This is a genomic window from Streptomyces hirsutus (assembly GCF_001418415.1).
GTDB classification, from domain to species: Bacteria; Actinomycetota; Actinomycetes; order Streptomycetales; family Streptomycetaceae; genus Streptomyces; species Streptomyces hirsutus.
This window is the reverse complement of record NZ_LIQT01000434.1, coordinates 1-18683: the sequence shown is the minus strand read 5'-3', so window position 1 is coordinate 18683 and position 18683 is coordinate 1. Positions and strand designations below refer to the sequence as shown.

The window sequence follows — 18683 nt, the reverse complement described above, 5'->3', positions numbered from 1 at the left end:
CGCCGACAAACCCCACTTCCTGGCCACCACACCGCGCGGCAGCCATGTCACCCAGACCGCGCTGGCCCGGCTGCGCCGCGAGCTGGGCATCCCGCTGCTGGGCGCCGCGCACCGCCTCGACCGGCTCACCGCCGGGCTGGTGCTGTTCACCGTGCGGCCCGAGGAGCGCGGCGCGTACCAGACACTGTTCCGCGACCGGCTGATCCACAAGGAGTACGAGGCCGTCGCCCCTCACGATCCGGCGCTCGTCCTGCCCCGGACCGTGCGCAACCGGATCGTCAAGGAACGCGGGGTGCTGACCGCCCGCGAGGTCGAGGGCGAGCCGAACGCGCTCAGCCGGGTCGAGCTCCTGGACCACCGGGCCGACGGCCTCGCCCGATACCGGCTGGTCCCCGGCACCGGGCAGACCCATCAGCTGCGGGTGCACATGAGCGACCTGGGCGTACCGATCCTCGGCGACCCCCTGTATCCGGAGGTGACCGGCCCCGTCCCGGCCGGTGACTTCCGGCGCCCGCTGCAACTGCTGGCGCGGGCACTGGAGTTCACCGACCCCGTGACGGGGGCGCGGCACCGGCTGCGCAGTGGCCGAACGCTCGCGGCATGGACCTCGTACGGGGAGTGGGCCGCAGAGGACCGCACCGCCGGGCACTGCGCCTCGGACGGCCGCGCCGCCGTGGACCGGACCACCACGGACCGGGCCGCTGCTCACCGGCCCCCGGCGCCCCTGACCTCCGGTCAGTAGCCGCGCCACCAGTTCAGGAAGCGCTGCCAGGCGCCCGGCGCGCGGACCGGTTCCTCGGGGCCGACTGCGGCCGGCGACTCGGTGGCCGGCGGCTCGGCGACCGGTTGCTCGGCGACCGGTCGCTCGGCCGACTGCGCGCCCGGTGTCCCTGCCGTGGCCGCGGGCCGCGGGGCGGGGACGCCAGGGTGCTCGAACGGATCGGGGCGGGCGGCGGGCGGCGCAGCCGGCTCCACCGGTTCGGTACTGCCGATGAGCCAGTCGCGGCGCGGGGCCGCCGGCCGGTGGTCGTGGTTCGGCCGCTCGGTGATGTCCTGCGGCTCCCTCGGGGTGAACCGGACGGGCAGCTCGATGAGATGGCGCGAGGCGATCGACTCGGCGTGGCGCAGGTCCTCATCGTCGACGTCGAGCTCGAGGTCGGGCAGCCGCATCAGCAGCGCGTCGACGCCGATCTCGGCGATGGCACGCCCGATGTCCTGCCCGGGGCACTCGTGCGGGCCACCGCTGAAGGCGAGGTGGGAACGGTTGCCCTGCATGTGGGCGGTCGGATCCGGGCGCACCCGCGGGTCGACATTGGCCGGGGCCGGGGCGAACAGCAGTCCGTCGCCCCGGCGGATGCGCTGGCCGCCGAGCTCCGTCTCCTGCTTGGCGAAGTAGGCGAAGATGGTGCTGAACGGCGGCTCGTCCCAGAGCAGTTGCTCCACCGCCTCCGGCACGGTCATCTGTCCGCCGTTGAGCTGGGCCCGGAAGCGCGGGTCGACCAGCACCGTGCGCAGCACGTTGGCGAGGAGGTTGGCGGTCGACTCGTAGGCGGCGATGAGCACCACCCGCAGGTGCTCCCTGACCTCGTCGTCGGTCAGTCCGGCCGGGTGGGTGATGAGATGGCTGGCGAAGTCCTCCTGCTGTTCCAGCCTGCGGCGCGCGGTGAGCCGGCCCAGCACGTCCATGACGTACGCGTTGCTGGCGATGGCGGTCTCGGTGCCCCTGATCATGTCGCGGGCCGACTCGACCATCCGGTCGTTGTACTCGTCGGGCATGCCGAGGATGTGGCACATCACGGCCATCGGCAGGTGCTCGGCGTACTGGCTGACGACCTCGGCCTCGCCCACTTCGCAGAACCGGTTGACGAGACGCTGGGTGCAGCGGTTGATGTGCCGGCGCAGACTGCGGAAGTCGATGGTCGACACGGCGAAGTCGATCACGCCGCGCAGCCGCTTGTGTTCGTCGCCCTCGGCGTGGGCGCACATCGGCTGCCAGGCGATGTGCGGCATCAGCGGGTGGTCGGGTTTGACCAGGCCGTCCCGGAGCGGGGACCAGATACGGCTGTCCTTGGTGTACTGCGCGGGGGTGCGTACCATGTGCAGGTTCTCGGCGTGGCCGAGGACCACCCACACCGGCACGTCGTCGTGGAGCAGCGCGGGCGCCACGGGGCCGTGTGCGGCGCGGAGTTCCTCGTACAGGTTCTTCAGGTCCGCCGATTCGTGCAGCCGGTGCAGTCCCCCGGGGCCCTGGCCGTGTGCGGGGCAGCCGGGGGGCGGGGCGACCCGGGAGTCGTCCGTTCCGGTCGGGGAGTGGGATTCAGGCGTCACAGTGGTCGCTCCGGAAAACAGGGGGAGAGCAGGGGGGAGAGCAGGGGTCGGGGTGTCAGGTGCGCGAGCCCGTCATGGCGAGCGAGTGCAGGAACCGCATCAGCGTGATCAGTACGTCCCGGCTGGAGGCCCGGCGTCGCACATCGCAGTCCATGATCGGGACGTCCTCGGACAGGTCGAGTGCCGTCCGCAGATCCGCGACCGGGTAACGGGGCGCGTCCGGGAAGGTGTTGACGGCGACGACGAAGGGGACGCCGCGTTCCTCCAGGCGTCCCATGACGTCGAAGCTGACTTCCAGGCGGCGCGTGTCGACCAGCACCACCGCGCCGAGTGCCCCCTCGAACAGGCCGTTCCACAGGAACCAGAAGCGCTCTTGGCCCGGGGTGCCGAAGAGGTAGAGCACCAGCTGCTCGGTGATCTTGATGCGGCCGAAGTCCATGGCCACCGTGGTGGCGGTCTTGGACGCGGACCCGAAGTTGTCGTCGACTCCGACGCCGGCCTGGGTCATGGTCTCCTCGGTGGTCAGCGGCTTGATCTCGCTGACCGACCCGACCATGGTCGTCTTGCCGACCCCGAAGCCGCCCACGATCACGATCTTCGCCGCGGCCTCGGCCGTGTGCGGCAGCTGATCCTCGGTCCGTGGGCCCGGGATGGTCTCAGAGCCTTTGAAGTCCATGCATCACCGCTTCGAGAAGGGAACGGTCGGGCAGCGCCTTGCGGACGATCGGGGCGCGCGCCTGCACCAGTTCCGCCGCCAGCATGTCGGTGAGCAGCACGGTCACCACGCCGAACGGCAGGCTGAGGTAGGCCGAGAGTTCGGCCACGGACAGGGGGGCGGCACAGAGCCGGAGCAGTGCCGCCTGCTCGGGCGTGGCGGAGTGCGGGGGGTCCTCGACGCTCGCCACGATCAGGGTCACGAGGTCGAGGTCCGCGCGGTTCCCGTCCGCACCGGCGACGACGTACAGCCGCTCCGGGTTGGGCCGTTCGGCCTCCTTCTTGTCCTGGGCGGGTTGCGGAGGAGGGTCCTCCTGCGGGGAGCGCCTCTGGCGTTGCGGAGGAGTCATACGGTCGTCCCGTTCCGGCGGGGCGGGCTGGTGAGATGGGCGCCGATACGGACGACGAGGTCGCGCATCATGGCCCCCATCCGCCCGGGCTCACAGGTCATGTCGGAGAGCACCGCGAGATAGGCGTTGGCGCCGGCGGCCATCAGGTAGAAGTAGCCGCCGTTGATCTCGATGATCACCATCTTCATCTCGCCGTCGCTGCGCGGGAGTTCCCCGGCGACGGCACCGGCGAGGCTCTGCACGCCGGCACAGGCCGCGGCGACCCGGTCGGCGGCGTCCGGCTCGCCGCCGAAGCGGGCGATACGCAGGCCGTCGGCCGAGAGCACCACGATCATCTCGACGCCGGGTACGCCGTCGGCGAGCTCCTTGAGCATCCAGTCGAAGTTGGCCCGTTGCTGGATCACTTGAGGTCCCCCTCGTCATCGGCCTCGGTGCGGGCCGGTTCGTTGATCAGGTGCAGGTACGCGGTCGGATTCCGGGTGAAGTCGGTGGGATGGACGCCGGGTTCGAGGTCCTTCCTCAGGCCGTCCCAGAACGCGTCGACCCACAGCCCGGGTTCACGGTCGTCCTTCGGCTCGGCCGGTTCGGGCTGGGGGGCCGGCCAGGGGGACCGGATGGTCTCGCCCCGCTCGGCGGCCTCCCGCTCGGCCCGTTCGGCGGCGGCCTGCTCGGCGTACCGCTGGGTCAGCGACGTCTTCACCCGGCTGCGGCGCTGCGGCAGCCCGTTGGAGGTCCATTCGGTGACCTCGGGGACGTCGTCCTCCATGGAGACGGTGGCGGGGATGCTCGGGCTGGTGGGACGGCGCTTCTTGGGGACGCGCTTGGGGCCCGGGAGCGCGTCGACCTGCATCGGCACCGCGGTCGCGCCGATGCCGTGGGCGAGACCGACGCCGGGCTCGGTGGTCATCATGTCGCTCGGCACGATGAGGACGGCGCGGACGCCGCCGTAGGCGGAGGCCCGCAGCGAGACCTGCATCTTGTACCCGGAGCAGAGCCGGCCGATGACGGCCAGGCCCAGCCGGGGGCTCGTGCCGAGGTCCTGGAGGTCGACGCCCGCCTTGGCCTTCTCCAGCTTGTCCTCGATCCGGGCCCGCGCCTTCTCGTCGAGGCTGACTCCGGCGTCCTCGATCTCGATGGCGACGCCGGTCTGCACCTCGATGGCGGTGACGTGGACCTTGGTGTGGGGCGGCGAGTAGCGCGTGGCGTTGTCGAGGAGTTCGGCGACGGCGTGGATGACCGGCTCGACGGAGATGCCCTTGATGTTGACCTTGGCGATGGACTTCAGGTCGATGCGCCGGTACTCGAGGATGCGGGACATCGCGCCGCGCAGCACGCTGTAGAGGGCGACGGGCTCGGGCCACTGGCGTCCGGGACGGCCACCGCCGAGTACGGAGATGGAGTCGGCGAGGCGGCCGATCAGCGCGGTGCCGTGGTCGATGCGCAGCAGGTCGTCGAAGACCTCGGGGTTGCGGCCGTGGTCCTCCTCCATCTCCCGCAGTTCCTTGGCCTGCTGGTGGACGATCGCCTGGACGCGCCGGGCGATGCTGACGAAGGAGCGCTGGGAGGAGTCGCGCAGTGCTTCCTCGTCGTCGATGATCTTCAGCATCGTCTTGAGCAGCTTGATCTGGTACTCGGGCAGATCACGCCAGGCCGGGTTGACCTTTTTGAGGTGGAGGAGCACTTCCCGGGGAGTGTTCCCGCGGTGCAGGAAGTCCAGGGCCTCGGGGACCACGGCGTCCGCGAAGTGCAGCGTCTCCGTGTCATGGGCGGCGATCCGCGCTTCCAGGTACGCGCGGTGACGGTCGTGTTCGGCTCGCTCGTCCCGTAGAACACGGCCGCGGCGCACCGCCTCGGCCGCGGCGGCGATCACCAGCAGGGTGGCGACGACACCACAGGCGCCGACGGCGATCCGGGCGGGCTCCGTCACCAGGGCAACGGCGGCTCCGGTTGCCGCGGCCATCATTATGGCCGGCATCAACAGCACGCGCGCGTAGGGAAGTTCGCGGCGACCGGGCGGGGATTGGACACTCACCATGTAGGCCTCTGAAAACGAATCGGCTGATGGTCGGGGGACATACGGGTGGGGATGGACCGGGAAATCATGGGAATCATCCGCGTAATAGGGAACAGACACACGAATTCATCCCAACTCGGTGCGCTGCGGGCGAGCTTAGTCCGACAGGATCAACGCCGTGTCATATTCGGCAAGTGCCGGAAATGACCTCTGGGGCAGGAGTACGCTCGGGTTCATTTACACGTCCAGGCATCATTCGAACACGCAGTGTAATGACGTGCGGGTGCGCGAAACCCACTCACTGTGCAGGGTGAAGAACGCCCCCGACGGCCGCGGAACCGTCCGGTCCCGGGGACGCCGAAGCCCGGCGCGCACGGAGCGCGCCGGGCTTCACTGCGAACCGGCCGGGCCGGACCCGTCGGCGGGGCGGTGCGGGGAACCGGGTGGTCAGCCCACGGAGGAGTAGGCCACCACTCCGCGCAGCAGTCCGTCCACCGCCTTGCGGGCGTTCTTCGCGACGGTGGAACCCTCCATCGCCGGTGCCGCGGCCGAGATCTGGCCGAGCACGTCGATGACCTGCTTGCACCAGCGCACGAAGTCCCCCGCCGGCATCTCCACCTCGCGCAGCACTTCGTCGAGGCCCTTGCCGGACGCCCACATGTAGGCCGCCCAGGCGAAGCCGAGGTCGGGTTCGCGCTGGCCCACGCCCTCGGTCTGGGTGATCCGGAAGTCCTCCTCCAGGGCGTCCAGCCGCCCCCAGATGCGGACCATCTCGCCGAGCGCGGCCTTCGCCCCGCCGGAGGGCACCTTGGGCACCACCGCGTCGTCGCTGACCCGGGCCTCGTACACCAGTGCCGAGACACAGGCGGCGAGTTCGGCCGGACTCAGCTGCTCCCAGACGCCCTCGCGCAGGCATTCACTGGCCAGCAGGTCGAGTTCGCCGTACAGCCGGGCGAGCCGCTTGCCGTGCGCGGTGACCTCGTCGCCGCGCAGGTAGTCCAGCTCGGTCAGCAGGGCGACGATGCGGTCGAAGGTGCGGGCGATGGTGTTCGTCCGGCCCTCGATGCGCCGCTCCAGCTGCTTGGTGTCCCGCTGCAGCCGGTGGTAGCGCTCGGCCCAGCGGGCGTGGTCCTCGCGGTCGTCGCAACCGTGGCACGGGTGGGCCCGGATCGCCTTGCGCAGCCGGTCGATCTCCCGGTCGTCGGCCGCCTGGGAGCGCCGCTTGCGGTGCCGCTCCGGCTCGATGTGCCCGGCCTTGGTGCGCAGTGCGGAAGCCAGGTCGCGGCGGGACTGCGGCGAGCGCGCGTTGAACGACTTCGGGATCCGCATCCGTTCCAGTGCCTCGACGGGCATCGGGAAGTCGATCGACGCCAGCCGCTTGACCTGCCGCTCCGCGGTCAGCACCAGGGGACGCGGCCCGTCGTGGTACTCGACGCCGCGCTGTCCGCCCGCACGGCCCGCGGGCAGTCCCGGCTCGAGGACCAGGGCCAGTCCGGCGTACTTGCCGGCGGGTACGTGGATGATGTCGCCGGGCTTGAGCTTCTCCAGGGCCACGGCCGCCTCGGCGCGCCGCTGCGCCGCACCCTGGCGGGCCAGCTCCGTCTCCCGGTCCTTCAGGTCGCGGCGCAGCCGCGCGTACTCCTCGAAGTCGCCGAGGTGGCAGGTCATGGAGGCCTGGTAGCCCTCGAGGCCCTCCTCGTTGCGCTGCACCTGCCGCGAGATGCCGACCACCGACCGGTCCGCCTGGAACTGGGCGAACGACGTCTCCAGCAGCTCGCGCGAGCGGTGCCGGCCGAACTGCTCGACCAGGTTGACCGCCATGTTGTACGACGGCCTGAAACTGGAGCGCAGCGGATAGGTACGGGTGCCGGCCAGCCCCGCGAGGTGCTCGGGGTTCATGCCGCGCTGCCACAGCACGACCGCGTGGCCCTCGACGTCGATGCCGCGCCGGCCGGCCCGGCCGGTCAGCTGGGTGTACTCGCCGGGGGTGATGTCGGCGTGCTGCTCGCCGTTCCACTTGACGAGCTTCTCCAGCACCACCGAGCGGGCGGGCATGTTGATGCCCAGGGCGAGGGTCTCGGTCGCGAAGACCGCCTTGACCAGGCCGCGGACGAACAGCTCCTCGACGACCTCCTTGAACGTCGGCAGCATGCCCGCGTGGTGGGCCGCGATGCCGCGCTCCAGGCCCTCCAGCCACTCGTAGTAGCCGAGGACGTGCAGGTCCTCGGTGGGGATGGAGGCGGTGCGCTCCTCGACGAGGGAGCGGACCTGCTCCCGCGCTTGGTCGTCGTTGAGCCGCAGCCCCGCGTACAGGCACTGCTGGACGGCGGCCTCGCAGGCGGCGCGGCTGAAGATGAAGGTGATGGCGGGCAGCAGACCCTGGGCGTCGAGCCGCTCGATCACCTCGGGCCGGCCCGGTGTCCAGACCCGCGTGCGCTGTCTGCGCTCCCGTTCCCGGTCCGCCTCGCGCATGTTCCGGCCGCGGCGCCGGTCGCCCCACGAGGGGCGGGTCGCCTCCATCCGGGCCATCCGCGTGAGGTCGGGGTTGACGGCCTTCTTCCGGCCCTCGCCCTCCTCGAACAGGTCGTAGATCCGGCGCCCGGCGAGTACGTGCTGGAACAGCGGCACGGGCCGGTGCTCGGAGACGATGACCTCGGTGTGGCCGCGGACGGTGTCCAGCCAGTCGCCGAACTCCTCCGCGTTCGACACCGTCGCCGAGAGGGAGACCAGGGTCACCGACTCGGGGAGGTGGATGATCACTTCCTCCCAGACGGCGCCCCGGAAGCGGTCGGAGAGGTAGTGCACCTCGTCCATGACCACGTAGCCGAGGCCCAGGAGCGTCTGTGAGCCCGCGTACAGCATGTTCCGCAGCACCTCGGTGGTCATCACGACCACGGGGGCACCGGAGTTGACGCTGTTGTCACCGGTGAGCAGACCGACCTTGTCGGCGCCGTAACGGCGGCACAGGTCGGTGTACTTCTGGTTCGACAGCGCCTTGATGGGCGTCGTGTAGAAGCACTTCTTGCCCTGCTGGAGGGCGAGGTGGACGGCGAACTCGCCGACGATCGTCTTGCCCGAGCCGGTGGGCGCGGCCACCAGCACACCCTTGCCCGCTTCGAGCGCCTGGCAGGCCTCGATCTGGAAGGGGTCGAGGCCGAAGTCGTACATCTCGCGGAAGGAGGCGAGTGCGGTGGCCTGCTCGGCAGCGCGCCTGCGTGCTGCCGCGTACCGCTCGGCCGGTGAGAGATCCTCTGTCATCGTGCTTTCGAGCGTACCGGGCCGCACCGACAACAGGACGATCATTATCCGGATCCGTCCCCGCCGGCCCTCGGTCCGCCCAGCTCAGGGATGGTTCCGCCCGGCTCAGGGGCCCACGACCCGTACCGCACCGCGCACACAGCTCGCGGTCAGCGGCAGTGGTCCGAGCGGTTCCCCGTCCGCGTACCCGGTGACCTCCTCCGCGGCCAGCTCCACCCGCGAGGCCCGGAACACGCTCACCTCGGGCCGGTCGACGTGCGTCCCGCGGTACACGGTGGGGAAGACCCGCAGCAGGGTGGCCCGGCCGCAGTCGCCGACCACCGTGACGTCGAACAGCCCGTCGGTGAGGTCGGCCCCCGGGCAGATCCGCATGCCGCCGCCGTACGACGCCCCGTTGCCGACGGCGACCAGCGTCGCCTCGACCTCGCGGACGTCGCCGTCGTCGAGGGTGATCCGGTACGGGATCGGGCGCAGGGCCGTGAGTTCGGCGACCATGGCGAGGTCGTACTTGAAGCGCCCGGCGGGCAGCCGCATCCGGTTGCCGCGGTCGTTGACCCGGGAGTCGAAGCCGGAGGCGAGGACGGTGCCGAACCAGCGGTCGCCCACCCGCCCGAGGTCGATGTCACGCACCCGCCCGCACTTGAGGGCGTCGGCGATCATCCGGCCGGCGGCGGCCGGTTCCTTCAGCGGCATGCCGAGCGAGCGGGCGAAGTCGTTGCCGCTGCCGACGGCGATCAGGCCGAGCGGGGTGCCGGTGCCGACGACGGCCTGCAGGGCCAGGTTCGCCATGCCGTCGCCGCCGACGGCCACCAGGGCGCCGGTGCCCTTCTCCACGGCGTCGCGCGCGCGGACGAGCGCGTCCGCGGCGTCCTCGCCGAGCACGGTCCGCACCGAGAAACCGGCCGCGCGCAACGCGGAAGCGGCCGGCAGCGCCGCCCGGGCGCCCCGGCCGCGTCCCGCGGCGGGATTGACGAAGAGGGTGATCTCGCTGGTCACCCCGTGACCCTACGAGCTCCGGCCCGGTGTTCAGGTCACGTCGTCATAACCGTTGACCCGGTCCGTGCTCGCCTGCTCGGGCAGGGCGCGCCTGGCCGACACGGGTTCGGTCTCGCCGATGTCCTCGGGGGTGAGGTCGAGATCGGAGGCCTCGTCGTCCGCGGGGCCCAGGGCCTCCGCACGGCGCCTGCGGCGGTCGTTGAACAGGGAGATGCCGACGGCGCCGAAGTACAGGACCCAGATCGGTCCGGCGAGGGCCATCATGGTCAGCGGGTCGGTGCTCGGCGTGGCCAGGGCAGCGAACAGCGTGATGCCCATGATCATGCCGCGCCACCAGCCGAGCATGCGCTTGCCGGTCAGCGCTCCGGTGAAGTTGAGCATGATCAGCAGCAGGGGCAGCTCGAAGGAGAGCCCGAAGACGATCACCATGCGCGTGACGAGGTCGAGCAGGTCGTCCAGCGGCAGCAGGTTGTCGACGCCGACCGGGGTGAACTCGATGAGCACCTTCGCCGTCGTCGGCAGCACCCGGTAGGCGAAGTAGGCGCCGCCGAGGAAGAGCGGGAAGCCCGTGGCGACGAACGCGTAGGCGTACTTCTTCTCGTGCCGGTGCAGACCGGGGGCGATGAACGACCACAGCTGGTACAGCCAGACCGGCGAGGCCAGGACGACACCGGCCATCAGGGAGACCTTCAGCGCCAGGGTGAACGGCGTGATCAGGCCGTTGATGGTGATCTGCGCGCAGGGGTCCTCGTCGCGGGTGGAGGCGGCGAGTTCCTCGAAGGAGTAGCCGCAGCCGACCGACTTGAGCACCGGGTCGGTGAAGAAGTTGATGATGTCGTTGTAGAAGAAGGCCGCGACGATCGTCACCAGGACGATGCCGAGCAGCGCCTTCGCGAGCCGGTTGCGGAGCTCACGAAGGTGCTCCGCGAGGGGCATCCGCCCCTCGGGATCCCTCTCCGGCTGCTTGCGGGCAGACTTGGGCAACCCACGTTCCCATCTCGTGCGGCGGGCCGGACGGCGTCCGGCCCTGCGTCAGCGCTTGGTCGTGTCCGTCGGCTCCGTGACCGGGCGGGAGCTGGTCACGTCGCCGGGGGCGGCCTGGATGGTGCGCTGCGCCGGGGACTCGTCGCCGGGGGCCGGCGGGTCGGCGGGGGCGGAGGACTTGTCCTTGTCCTCCTTCATCGCCTTGGCCTCGCTCTTGAGGATGCGGGCGGACTTGCCGAGCGACCGAGCCATGTCCGGAAGCTTCTTCGCGCCGAACAGCAGAATGATGACGACGAGGATGAGAATGATCTCGGGAGCTCCGAGCCTTCCGAACATTTCTTTACCTTCTCACCGAGGCTGCTGGGGTGGGGGTGCTGCCCTGTCCGATTGTTCGGACGCGCGTCCGACGACCACGTTGTCAGCGATCGTAACGCTCAGGGGTGAACGTAGGGCAATCCCCGTGCGTACTCCCGTCCGCGGTCCGGGCCTCGTTCTCCGAACCGCGGTCAGCAGCGTACCCGCCCGGGTCGCCGACTCGACAGGGCGTGCGGCCCGGGAACCGTCCGGAATCCGGTCAGAGCGCCTCCGCGGAGCGGGCCGCGCCGGCCGCCGCCCGCTCCAGGTCCTCCGCGGCCCGGCTGATGCGCCGCGCCGAGTCCGCGACCTGTCTGCCGAGCCGCTCCGCCTCGACGAAGACCCGTACGGCGAACACCCCGAGCACCACAAGCCCCAGGAACCCCACAGCAACCGCGAACATCGCCCAGAACATGGGGCGAGCCTAGACGGTCCCCGACCGCAGGGAACGCCCGGCGCCCGGGAAAGGGGCCACCGGCCGTCACGGGGCCGCTACGCCGTCGAGTGCAGCCGCAGGGTGCTGACCCCGCCGCCGGTGAGGAGTTCGACGACCCGCTCCCCCGCCGGCTTGCGGACCGCGGTCTCACACGCGGGGCAGGTGAACGAGTAGAAGGTGGTGCGCCTGCTGGCGCCTATGACCAGACGCAGCGCGCTCGCGCCCAGTTCGAAGCGCCCCCTGCAGTCCGGGCAGCCCGCCCGGAACACGACCGGCGCCACGCTTTTCATCCCGGAGAACGCGGACGCCACCGTCATGCTCCGTACTCCAGGGGTCGCCGACTCGCTCACGGTCCTCGCTCCTGCCCGTCGTCCTGCCCGCCCCGGACCGCGCACACCGTGTGCGGCCCGCTCATCCGGCCGTCCCGGTGCCGTCGTACGCCGCCAGCGCCTCGCGGGCCGCCCGCCGGGCACTGTCCACGAGGTCGTCCGGCGCGACGATCCGGCCGTCCCGCCCGAGCCGCAGCGCCAGCCGCTTGAGCGACGCCGGGTCGGGTGTCCGCAAGGTGATACGCAGCCCGCCGTCGGGCAGCTCATCCGCGCTGTCGTGCGGGTAGTACTCGGCGACCCAGCGGCCTCCCGGCCCGACCTCGACCACGACCTGCGGATCCTCCGCCGCCGGCTGCACCAGCCCCTCCGAGAGGTCCCGCAGCTCGACCTCGGGCGGCGCGGACGGCTCGTCGAGGATCTTGATCTCGGCGACCCGGTCGAGCCGGAACGTGCGGCGCGCCTCGGAGCGGCGGCACCAGGCCTCCACATAGGTGTGCCCGACGCTGACCAGGCGGATGGGATCGATCTCGCGCTCGCTGAGCTCGTCGCGGGCGGGCGAGTAGTAGCGGATCCACAGTCTGCGGCGCTCGGCGATGGCCCGGTCGACGTCCGCGAAGACACCGCCCTCGGACTCGAAGGTCACCGACAGCCGGGCACTGGCGCCCGCCGCCTCACCGGCCGCGGTCTCCACCTTGGCGGTGGCCCGCAGCAGCGCCTGCCGGTCGCTCTCGCGCAGTCCGGGCAGGGTGGCCACGGCGCGCGCGGCGACGAGCAGGGCGGTGGCCTCGTCCGCGGCGAGGCGGAGCGGCTCGGCGGCCTCCGCCCCGAGCGCGGCCGGGTTGTGCCACCAGATGCGCTCCCCGTCGGTGTCGATGTCCAGCAGGTCGCCGCCGCGGAAACTGGTGCCGCACATGGGCAGCACGTCGAGGTCCGAGACCAGTTCGTCCTCGGTGATGCCGAAGGCGCGCGCCACGTCCTCGATGCGGGCGCCCGGACGCTCCCTCAGGTACGTGACCAGGGAGAGCATCCTGCGGGTCTGGTCGATGGCGTTCACTGGCCTGACCGGTTTGCCTGCCACGTTCTTGTCCGTCCCCCTCAGCCCTTGGCCACGGCACGCAGCCGGTCCACCACGTCGGCCCGCAGCTCGGCGGGCTCCAGGACCACCACGTCCGCTCCGAACTCCACCAGCCAGGCGTCCAGACCGTGCCCGTACGGAATCTCCAACTCTTCCCAGCCGCCGCCGAGTTCCCGCACCGAGGTGGCCTTCGCCCGAAGGGGGTACCCCGCGTCGGTGCGCAGCCGGATGCGCGCGGAGCGGTCGGCGCTCTCCCCCGCCCAGCTCGCGACCGTCTCGCGGACCGTGACGACGTCCGGGACCGGAGCGGTGTACCGGGTGCCGCGCGAGCGCACCTTGCCGGTGATCCGGGACAGCCGGAAGACCCGCTCGGCGCCCCGGTCGCGGTCCCAGCCGGCCAGGTACCAGTGGCCGCGCCAGCACTCCAGCGCCCACGGCTCGACGTGGCGCGGTTCGGGCTGCGCGGCGGTGGCCTTGCGGTAGTCGAAGACGACGGGGCGGCGGTCGCGGCAGGCCAGCATCAGCGGTTCGAAGGCGGCCTCGTGCACGGGGATGCGCGGCTCGAGCGCGCTGTGGGCCCCGTAGGGATCGACGTCCTCGGGCAGTCCCGCCGCGCGCAGTTTCTGCAGGGCACCGCTGGCCGCGCCGGCCAGTCTGGCCTGCTGCCACACCTTGGCCGCCAGGCCCAGTGCGGCCGCCTCCTCGGCGTCGAGGGTGATGGCCGGCAGGCGGTTGCTGTCCCGCCGGGCCAGATAGCCGACCTCGCCCTCGAGGTTCTCCACGGTCTCGATGACGAGACCGAGTTCGCGCAGATCGTCCTTGTCGCGCTCGAACATGCGGTTGAAGGCGTCGTCCGAGGCCGCCTCGAGGTAGGCCTCGATGGACTCGCGCAGCTCACGCTTGCTCAGTGGCCGCCGCGTGCCCAGCAGGCACAGCGCCAGGTTCATCAGCCGCTCGGCCTTGGCAATGGCCATCGACGCCCTTCGCCTCCTCATGCTGCTCAGTCCGATGACCGTACCGCCCCGTGGGGGCGCGGCAAAAGCCGAGGGCCCATGCCCGGACAGGCATGGACCCCAGGTGATCGACTCCGGTCACACCCCAGACCCGACGTCGCACGGACGACCGGCCGGTGATCGGGCGAGTGATCAGACCCCGAGCAGGTCGACCACGAAGATCAGCGTCTCTCCGGGCTTGATCGCCGGAGTCGGGCTCTGGTTGCCGTAGGCCAGGTGCGCGGGGATGGTCAGCTGGCGACGGCCACCGACCTTCATGCCCTGCACGCCCTGGTCCCAGCCCTGGATGACCCGGCCGCCGCCCAGCGGGAAGCGGAAGGGAGTGCCGCGGTTCCAGCTGGCGTCGAACTCCTCACCCGTGCTGAAGGCGACACCGACGTAGTGGACGGTGACGGTCTGACCCGCCTGCGCCACCTCTCCGTCGCCCTCCCAGATGTCCTTGATCTCGAGGTCCGCCGGGGGCTCGCCGCCCGGGAAGTCGATCTCGGGCTTGTCGATGCTCACGTCTAACGCTCCTGCTTGTTTACGGAAAGGCGAACGGACACAGTCTTACATCACGCGCGGTCACAACTTCGCGAGGATGTCGACCGAGAAGACCAGTGTGGAGTCCTTCTTGATGTCGCTGCCCTCCGGCGGCGTGTCGCCGTACCCCAGCTCCGGCGGGATGACGATGAGGACCCGGCTGCCGACCTTCTTGCCGGTGAGCCCCTGCGCCCAGCCCTTGACGACCTGCTGTAGCGAGAACGAGGTCAGCTGCCCCCGCCCGTACGTCGAGTCGAACTCCTTGCCGCCGTCCCACAGCACGCCCTTGTACTGCACGAGCACACTGTTGTCGGCGCCGACCGCCTCGCCGTCGCCCTCGAGGATGTAGGTCGACACGAGCTTCTTCGGGGGGGCCACGTCGGGCACCTCGATGGAGGGCGCCTTGCCGTTCGTGTTCGTGCCGACCTTGGGCAGATCGACGTTGTCCTGAGCGACCTCGCGGCCGTCGGCGGAGCTCTTCGCGTTGAACGTGTCCTGCACGTCCACCACGAACACCAGTGTGTCGGTGCCCTTGATGCCCGCCTGCTCGTTGCCCTGCGAGCCGTAGCCCCAGGTGGGCGGGATCGCCATCTCGACCCGGCTGCCGGCCTTCTTCCCCGTCAGCCCGTACCGCCAGCCGTCGATGATGCTGCCCTGGGCCAGCTGGATCGCCAGCGGAGCCTTGCGATCGTAGGAGTTGTCGAACACCTTCGCGGTGCTCCACACCTGGCCCAGGTAGTGGGCCACCACGAAGTCGTTCTCGGCGATGGCCCTGCCGCCGCCCGCGATGACGGTCTTCACCGCGAGATCCTTGGACGGGTCACCGCTGCCCTTGGCCACGGTGGGCTTCTCGCCGAACTTCACTCCCGCGGTGATCGCCGGCAGCGGGCCGTCGACGATCTTCGGTGGAGGCGCGGCCGACGCCTCCGGCGCGGACGGCGAGGCGCTCTCGCTGGTCTCGCTCGAATCGGACCCGCCGTCGCCGCACGCGGCGAGAGTGGCCAGTCCAGCGGGTACGGCAATGAGGAGTGAGCGTCGGCGCACGGTGGGGGCCTCGTAATCATCGATCTTGTCGGTGGCGTCCGCGCAACTCTACGGCGTGAGAAGGGCGCCGCACTGAGTAACGTACGGCGCCCGTGTGGCGTTCCGCGGTTCGGGAGAACCCCGGAACACCACATCTCACATGCCGGCGATCAGCTTCTCCACCCGCTCGTCCACCGACCGGAACGGGTCCTTGCACAACACCGTCCGCTGCGCCTGGTCGTTGAGCTTGAGGTGCACCCAGTCGACGGTGAAGTCCCGCCGCTGCTCCTGCGCCCGGCGGATGAAGTCACCGCGCAGCCGCGCCCGGGTGGTCTGCGGCGGAACGGACTTGCCCTCGAAGATCTTCATGTCGTTGCAGATCCGGGCGGCCTGCCCCCTCTTCTCCAGCAGGTAGTACAGACCACGACGGCGGTGGATGTCGTGGTAGGCGAGGTCTATCTGCGCGACCCGCGGATGCGACATGGTCATGTTGTGCTTGGCCCGGTACCGCTCGATGAGCTTGTACTTCATCACCCAGTCGATCTCGGTGCCGATGCGGTCGAGGTCCTCGGCCTCGATCGCGTCCAGCGTGCGGCCCCACAGCTCGAGCACCTGCTCGACCGTGCCGGTGCGGATGCCGCGGCGCTCGCAGAAGTCCACCGCCTTCTCGTAGTACTCGCGCTGCACCTCCAGGGCGGAGGCCTCACGGCCGCTCGCCAGGCGGACCTTGCGGCGGCCCGTGATGTCGTGGCTCACCTCGCGGATCGCCCGGATCGGGTTCTCCAGCGTGAGATCACGCATCACCGTGCCCGCCTCGATCATGCGCAGCACCAGATCGGTGGCGCCGACCTTCAGCAGCATGGTCGTCTCGGACATGTTCGAGTCGCCGACGATGACGTGGAGCCGGCGGTACCGCTCGGCGTCCGCGTGCGGCTCGTCACGCGTGTTGATGATCGGCCGGGACCGGGTCGTCGCCGAGGAGACGCCCTCCCAGATGTGCTCGGCCCGCTGACTGACGCAGTACACCGCGCCACGCGGCGTCTGCAGCACCTTCCCGGCGCCGCACAGCAGCTGGCGGGTCACCAGGAACGGGATGAGGATGTCCGCGAGCCGCGAGAACTCTCCGTGCCGGGCCACCAGGTAGTTCTCATGGCACCCGTACGAGTTACCCGCCGAGTCGGTGTTGTTCTTGAACAGGTAGACGTCGCCCGCGATTCCCTCCTCGTGCAGGCGTCGTTCGGCGTCCACCAGGAGTCCTTCGAGAATGCGCTCCCCAGCCTTGTCGTGGGTGACCAGCTCGGTCACGTTGTCGCATTCGGGTGTGGCGTATTCCGGATGCGAACCCACGTCGAGATAAAGGCGGGCGCCGTTGCGCAGAAAGACGTTACTGCTGCGGCCCCATGACACGACACGGCGGAAGAGGTACCGCGCCACCTCGTCAGGAGACAGACGGCGCTGTCCCCTGAACGTGCACGTGACGCCGTACTCGTTCTCCAGCCCGAAAATGCGGCGGTCCATGACTGAACATTACGCCCGATCCCCTGAACCCAAACGGGGTTCGAGGGCACGGTTCGGATCATTTTCCGAACCGGCCGCAACCACGGCTCCGCCTGCGGGAACCACCAATACCCTTCCGGTGCACATCAAAACCAGAAAAGCCGCGCCACCCGCGATCGCCGGTATCGCGAAACCCCCCTGCGCCCCGCCCGCCTCGACCACCGGCCCGGCCAGGCCCGTTCCCACCGAAGCGCCCACGGTGAACGTCGTCACCAGCCACGAGAACGCCTCCGTGACCGTCCCGGCCGGCGCGTGCCGGTCCACCAGCACGAAGGCACACGCGATCACCGGGGCCAGGAACACACCGGCGACCACCGCGAGCAGGGTCATCGCCACCGGACCGGGCATCAGCGTCAGCGGCAGGTAACACACCGCCAGGAAAGCCACCAGCACCCGCAGTCGCCGCGCGGGCTCACCCGCCCACTGCCGCGCCCCGTACGCCATGCCGCCGACGAGCGCGCCGAGCCCCAGGCCCGCCATCAGCCAGCCGTACACATGATCGCCGCCGTGTTCGTCCCCGTAGGGCATCGAGGCCACCGTGATGGAGCCCAGCGCGATGCCGATGAACAGGAAGGCGCCCAGCAGCGCCAGCAGTCCCGGAGAACGCAGCGCACCCAGCCAGTGCGCCTCGCGCGGCGCCGACCGCCACGCGCGCGAAGGCGCCGAGACCACCACGGACAGCGCGCCCAGCACGCCCAGCCCGTTCAGCACCAGCAGGGCGACCTGGGGCGACCACACCGACACGCACACCGTCACGAGCAGCGGCCCGACGGTGAACATCACCTCCTGCGCCACCGCGTCCATCGCGTACGCCCGGTGCACCTGGTCCTCGCGGTGCAGCACCGAGGACCACAGGGCCCGCAGCCCGCCCTCCAGCGGCGGCGTGAACAGCCCCGCGGCGGCCACCGCCGCGTACGCCGCGGCCCGTGGTTCGGTCCCCACGAACGCGAAGACCGCCATCGCCAGCGCCGACAGCACCGCGGCCGGCAACTGGACCCGCGGCTGGCCCCGCAGGTCCACGAGCCGCCCCAGCACCGGCTGCCCGACCGCGTTGGCCACGCCGTACACCGCCGCCAGGGCACCGGCCAGACTGTACGAACCGCCCTCCGCGCGGACGAACAGCACGATCGCGATGGCCGCGGTCCCGTTGGGCAGCCGGCCCACCAGCGTGCCCACCAGCAGCCGGGCCGCGTGCCGCACCCGGAGGATCTCCAGGTATCCCGTGGCCATGCGGCGCCCTCCACTTTCTCGCCGGTGCCCCTCGGAACCTCGACGTTTTACGTATAACCTCGGTCTCCATACGTACCATGTCCGCTGTTCGCCAGTCCAGACGGAGTCCAGTCGAAGGAGCGGTCCCACGGTGGCCCGAGCCCAGACCCGCCCCACCAGCCGGGACGTCGCGCAGGCCGCCGGCGTCTCCCAGGCCGCCGTCTCCCTCGTCATGGGCGACAAATGGCGCGGCCGTGTCTCCGCAACCACGGCACAGCGCGTACGCGAGGCGGCGCACACCCTCGGCTACCGCCCCAACCTGGCCGCCCGCAACCTGCGCCTCGGCCGCACCCGCACGGTGCTCCTGGTCGTCCCCGCCCTCACCACCGAGTTCTTCGCCGGCGTCTACACCGGGGCCGCGCGCGTCGCCGCCCAGCACGGCTTCGGCGTCGTCCTCTACCCCTCCCCCGAGGGCATCGGCCCCGCCCTCAACCCCTTCGCCTCCGGACCTGCCGCCCTCG

19 protein-coding genes are annotated in these 18683 nt (G+C 70.8%); 2 read left to right on the top strand and 17 right to left on the bottom strand.

Translation table 11 applies throughout. The annotated features are described in order from the left end of the window. A partial coding sequence (locus tag AOK11_RS29485; protein ID WP_079035158.1) for a pseudouridine synthase occupies positions 1–742 on the top strand: 742 nt, incomplete at its 5' end. On the opposite strand, the gene AOK11_RS29480 is transcribed toward AOK11_RS29485, so the two are convergent. The 17 genes from AOK11_RS29480 to AOK11_RS29400 form a co-directional block, all read right to left on the bottom strand. After that, positions 736–2328, bottom strand: coding sequence for a cytochrome P450 (locus tag AOK11_RS29480; protein ID WP_055596767.1), 1593 nt, complete (start codon positions 2326–2328; stop codon positions 736–738). The genes AOK11_RS29485 and AOK11_RS29480 overlap by 7 nt on opposite strands. A gap of 55 nt (positions 2329–2383) precedes the next feature. Continuing rightward, positions 2384–3004 (bottom strand): GTP-binding protein, encoded by a 621-nt coding sequence (locus AOK11_RS29475; RefSeq protein ID WP_055573138.1) that lies wholly within the window; start codon positions 3002–3004, stop codon positions 2384–2386. Then, positions 2985–3392: a DUF742 domain-containing protein gene (locus AOK11_RS29470; protein ID WP_055596766.1), complete on the bottom strand. Its 408-nt coding sequence runs from the start codon at positions 3390–3392 to the stop codon at positions 2985–2987. Before AOK11_RS29470 ends, AOK11_RS29475 begins: the two co-directional genes overlap by 20 nt. Further along, on the bottom strand, positions 3389–3796 hold the full coding sequence (locus AOK11_RS29465; protein ID WP_042168469.1) for a roadblock/LC7 domain-containing protein: 408 nt from the start codon (positions 3794–3796) through the stop codon (positions 3389–3391). Before AOK11_RS29465 ends, AOK11_RS29470 begins: the two co-directional genes overlap by 4 nt. After that, positions 3793–5427 (bottom strand): sensor histidine kinase, encoded by a 1635-nt coding sequence (locus tag AOK11_RS29460; protein WP_167353845.1) that lies wholly within the window; start codon positions 5425–5427, stop codon positions 3793–3795. The genes AOK11_RS29465 and AOK11_RS29460 overlap by 4 nt, the downstream gene beginning before the upstream one ends. Positions 5428–5853: 426 nt before the next feature. Beyond that, entirely contained in the window at positions 5854–8709 is a 2856-nt protein-coding gene (locus AOK11_RS29455) for a DEAD/DEAH box helicase (RefSeq protein ID WP_055596764.1), read from the bottom strand. Between the two features lie 60 nt (positions 8710–8769). Beyond that, the gene (locus AOK11_RS29450) at positions 8770–9660 is read right to left on the bottom strand and encodes a diacylglycerol kinase (RefSeq protein ID WP_055596763.1); all 891 of its coding nucleotides are present in this window, start codon (positions 9658–9660) and stop codon (positions 8770–8772) included. Between the two features lie 30 nt (positions 9661–9690). Then, positions 9691–10644: a twin-arginine translocase subunit TatC gene (gene tatC / locus AOK11_RS29445; RefSeq protein ID WP_079035157.1), complete on the bottom strand. Its 954-nt coding sequence runs from the start codon at positions 10642–10644 to the stop codon at positions 9691–9693. Between the two features lie 48 nt (positions 10645–10692). Next, positions 10693–10980, bottom strand: coding sequence for a Sec-independent protein translocase subunit TatA (gene tatA, locus AOK11_RS29440; protein WP_055596761.1), 288 nt, complete (start codon positions 10978–10980; stop codon positions 10693–10695). 238 nt (positions 10981–11218) lie between these two features. Further along, complete coding sequence (locus AOK11_RS29435; protein ID WP_055596760.1) at positions 11219–11413, bottom strand: hypothetical protein; 195 nt, start codon at positions 11411–11413, stop codon at positions 11219–11221. Positions 11414–11490: 77 nt separating this feature from the next. Continuing rightward, a complete protein-coding gene (locus AOK11_RS29430) occupies positions 11491–11784 on the bottom strand; it encodes a hypothetical protein (RefSeq protein ID WP_079035156.1) in 294 nt (97 codons plus the stop codon). A gap of 61 nt (positions 11785–11845) precedes the next feature. Continuing rightward, on the bottom strand, positions 11846–12841 hold the full coding sequence (locus AOK11_RS29425) for a helix-turn-helix transcriptional regulator (protein ID WP_079035155.1): 996 nt from the start codon (positions 12839–12841) through the stop codon (positions 11846–11848). A 17-nt stretch (positions 12842–12858) separates the two neighbouring features. Further along, complete coding sequence (locus AOK11_RS29420) at positions 12859–13812, bottom strand: helix-turn-helix transcriptional regulator (RefSeq protein WP_055596757.1); 954 nt, start codon at positions 13810–13812, stop codon at positions 12859–12861. A 171-nt stretch (positions 13813–13983) separates the two neighbouring features. Next, positions 13984–14355: an FKBP-type peptidyl-prolyl cis-trans isomerase gene (locus AOK11_RS29415; protein WP_055596756.1), complete on the bottom strand. Its 372-nt coding sequence runs from the start codon at positions 14353–14355 to the stop codon at positions 13984–13986. A gap of 60 nt (positions 14356–14415) precedes the next feature. Next, positions 14416–15417: an FKBP-type peptidyl-prolyl cis-trans isomerase gene (locus tag AOK11_RS29410; RefSeq protein WP_055596755.1), complete on the bottom strand. Its 1002-nt coding sequence runs from the start codon at positions 15415–15417 to the stop codon at positions 14416–14418. A gap of 135 nt (positions 15418–15552) precedes the next feature. Then, complete coding sequence (gene pafA, locus AOK11_RS29405) at positions 15553–16914, bottom strand: Pup--protein ligase (protein WP_055596754.1); 1362 nt, start codon at positions 16912–16914, stop codon at positions 15553–15555. A gap of 9 nt (positions 16915–16923) precedes the next feature. Further along, entirely contained in the window at positions 16924–18183 is a 1260-nt protein-coding gene (locus tag AOK11_RS29400; RefSeq protein ID WP_055596753.1) for an MFS transporter, read from the bottom strand. A 130-nt stretch (positions 18184–18313) separates the two neighbouring features. On the opposite strand from AOK11_RS29400, the gene AOK11_RS29395 reads away from it, so the two are divergent. Beyond that, positions 18314–18683: LacI family DNA-binding transcriptional regulator (locus AOK11_RS29395; protein ID WP_157869472.1), on the top strand; the 370-nt coding region annotated here is incomplete at its 3' end.

What these genes read in the sequence shown, in the direction of transcription:
- AOK11_RS29475 (WP_055573138.1), bottom strand. Translation starts at nt 3,004, where the DNA reads ATGGACTTCAAAGGCTCTGAGACCATCCCGGGCCCACGGACCGAGGAT.
- AOK11_RS29470 (WP_055596766.1), bottom strand. Translation starts at nt 3,392, where the DNA reads ATGACTCCTCCGCAACGCCAGAGGCGCTCCCCGCAGGAGGACCCTCCT.
- AOK11_RS29460 (WP_167353845.1), bottom strand. Translation starts at nt 5,427, where the DNA reads ATGGTGAGTGTCCAATCCCCGCCCGGTCGCCGCGAACTTCCCTACGCG.
- AOK11_RS29455 (WP_055596764.1), bottom strand. Translation starts at nt 8,709, where the DNA reads ATGATCGTCCTGTTGTCGGTGCGGCCCGGTACGCTCGAAAGCACGATG.
- tatA (WP_055596761.1), bottom strand. Translation starts at nt 10,980, where the DNA reads ATGTTCGGAAGGCTCGGAGCTCCCGAGATCATTCTCATCCTCGTCGTC.
- AOK11_RS29435 (WP_055596760.1), bottom strand. Translation starts at nt 11,413, where the DNA reads ATGTTCTGGGCGATGTTCGCGGTTGCTGTGGGGTTCCTGGGGCTTGTG.
- AOK11_RS29420 (WP_055596757.1), bottom strand. Translation starts at nt 13,812, where the DNA reads ATGGCCATTGCCAAGGCCGAGCGGCTGATGAACCTGGCGCTGTGCCTG.
- pafA (WP_055596754.1), bottom strand. Translation starts at nt 16,914, where the DNA reads ATGGACCGCCGCATTTTCGGGCTGGAGAACGAGTACGGCGTCACGTGC.
- AOK11_RS29400 (WP_055596753.1), bottom strand. Translation starts at nt 18,183, where the DNA reads ATGGCCACGGGATACCTGGAGATCCTCCGGGTGCGGCACGCGGCCCGG.